The sequence below is a fragment of the Bacillus sp. S4 genome (genome assembly GCF_040838205.1).
Lineage (GTDB): Bacteria > Bacillota > Bacilli > Bacillales > Bacillaceae_G > Bacillus_A > Bacillus_A cereus_U.
Genome location: NZ_JBFPJI010000447.1, coordinates 1 through 2,191 on the forward strand (window position 1 = coordinate 1; position 2,191 = coordinate 2,191).

The following is a 2,191-nucleotide window of genomic DNA, read 5'->3' on the forward strand; positions in this document are numbered from 1 at the left end:
TAATTACTTTCATTCTTATTATAACGAATTCTACAATAGAAGACAGAACGTATATTTGGTATAATCAAAACATACTATATGAAATGATGTACATGAGTTTGAAATTCATGTAATGAGGTAAGTACTACATAACAATAGCTAATATTCAAAGTTCTCGTACCTATAGGATTCAATTCATGTTATATAAACCAATTGTTAGAAAGGAAAAGATGTAATGAATCAAATTTCATTTGAAGATTTATTTGAAGAAGAAAAAGAAAAGGTGGAGATAGCTGAGATACCAGTACCTTTATCGCCCTTACAAAAGGATATTTTAGAATTACTTAATTCTGAAGAAATAAGTGCACTTGAGCTGTGCGAACAATTAATACGAGCTGGTAAAATATCAGATGAAAGATTCACAACTGATAAGCCTAAAGCATACGGGCAAGTATGCTTACTATTAGAAGGTTTTGTTAAAGAAGGAAAGCTTATTTTTGTCAAAAGTGATGAGAAAAGAGATAGGGTATATAAAGTGAAAGACGAAGATTCTAACGCATAAAATGTATAAAGTATAGTAATGAAATAAGGAAGTCCTCATATTTGTGTTGAAAGATTATTTTCACATAAGCGTGGGGATTTTTTTGGAGGGAGGATGTATGAAAAATTGGGAGTATAACGAATTATTTAATGCAATTCAGGAGGCGTATGAAGAGTTGTTAGATGAAGGGAGAGGATATAGGTATGCTATAGCAAAACTAGCGGATGAATTTGATAATTTAGGAAAGATTGAAGATGTTATAGTTGATACTGCCATAGGAGAAATAACAGTCGATCATCATATGGTTTTTGTTGGGAGTATTGAAGGTATAACAAAGAGGCTAAGTATGTTTAACCCTCAAGAGGCAGAAGGTGAATTGACAGTAGAGGAAATAAAAGATTTATCGAGAAGAATAAATAATGTAATAGAAGGATTAAAAAATGTAAAGGTTGATTATAGGTATTCCGCTGAATAGTTGGTGTTCTTGCAAATTTAAGTGACATAGCTAGACAAGATAATAGAAATATAGGAGGTGATGTTATGGAGGATAAACGTATAAATAAAACTATAAGAAATGCTATTAAGCTTGGTGATATTAATGAAGTAAAACGTGTAATAGGTGATAATCCAGAATTTTTACATTTAATGACACCATTTGGTACGTGGTTACATGTTGCAGCAAAGAAAGGACATTTTGGAATAGTAGAATATTTGATTCATAAAGGAATCGGCATTAATACAAAAGGTGGTACATTTGATGCTTCTGCATTAAATTTGGCCGCAGGAGCGGGACATTTGGAGATAGTAAAATATTTAGTAGAGTCTGGTGCCGAATTGGATGTAAGTTTAGCAAAAAGAAATCCACTATTTGGAGCAATTTATGACGGACATAAAGAAGTAGTTGAGTTTCTAGTTGAAAAAGGAATAGATATTTCAATTAGATACACTGGAGAAAACTTCACGAATATGAATGCTTATGAATATGCTGAAGAATTCGGACAAACAGAAATTGCTGCATACATAAAACGTAAGATGGATAAGAGATAACAAAGATTGTAAAAGGGATAAGACTAAAAATAAAGAGATTAATAGGCTGTATAGCTAATCAAAAATAGAGAATTAAAAAAGATTTAGGAGATGAATTTATGGGAGTAAAAAAGTGGCTTTTTTCAGGAGGTTCTTTAGCTGAAGATAAAATAGTTGAAGTAGAAAGTTTATTCGGATTTTCCCTTCCCGATGATTATAAAAAATGTGTAATGGAAAATGATGGAGGTTACCCAGAACCAAATACGTTTGATTGTGATAGTGGAAGAATTGAGGCGGTCTTCAATGATTTGATTAGTTTAACTGATGAAGACTTAAATATAAAGATGTTTTCTGAATTTGCCATACAAAAATTGATTCCCTTTGGTAGAGATCCTTTTGGAAATTTAATTTGTTTTGATTATCGACAGAACAAGAATGAACCAACAGTTATATTTTATAATCATGAAGAACAAAATGAGAGTGCAATTGAGCCAATTTGTAACACATTTACGGAATTGCTTAATAGATTGTATTATTAAAGTCAATATTACATAAAGAAAAGGGGGACAGATGAAATGAACGGTATAGGGAACTTAATTGAAAATAATGTTGAGACTTTGTTTCTTATCTTTGTAAGTATAATTG

Annotated in this window: 4 protein-coding genes; all 4 read left to right on the plus strand. The window is 31.2% G+C overall.

Annotation, left to right across the window (positions count from 1 at the left end; all coding sequences use genetic code 11):
• Window positions 1-214 precede the first annotated feature (214 nt).
• Complete coding sequence (locus AB3X48_RS21405; RefSeq protein ID WP_002199919.1) at window positions 215-541, plus strand: DUF3895 domain-containing protein; 327 nt, start codon at window positions 215-217, stop codon at window positions 539-541.
• Window positions 542-638: 97 nt separating this feature from the next.
• Window positions 639-995 carry an Imm3 family immunity protein gene (locus AB3X48_RS21410; RefSeq protein ID WP_016105410.1) on the plus strand — a complete coding sequence of 119 codons (357 nt, stop codon included), beginning with the start codon at window positions 639-641 and terminating at the stop codon, window positions 993-995.
• Window positions 996-1,060: 65 nt separating this feature from the next.
• A complete protein-coding gene (locus tag AB3X48_RS21415) occupies window positions 1,061-1,567 on the plus strand; it encodes an ankyrin repeat domain-containing protein (protein ID WP_016105409.1) in 507 nt (168 codons plus the stop codon).
• A gap of 98 nt (window positions 1,568-1,665) precedes the next feature.
• Window positions 1,666-2,085 carry an SMI1/KNR4 family protein gene (locus AB3X48_RS21420; protein ID WP_016105408.1) on the plus strand — a complete coding sequence of 140 codons (420 nt, stop codon included), beginning with the start codon at window positions 1,666-1,668 and terminating at the stop codon, window positions 2,083-2,085.
• The last annotated feature ends 106 nt before the right edge of the window (window positions 2,086-2,191 follow it).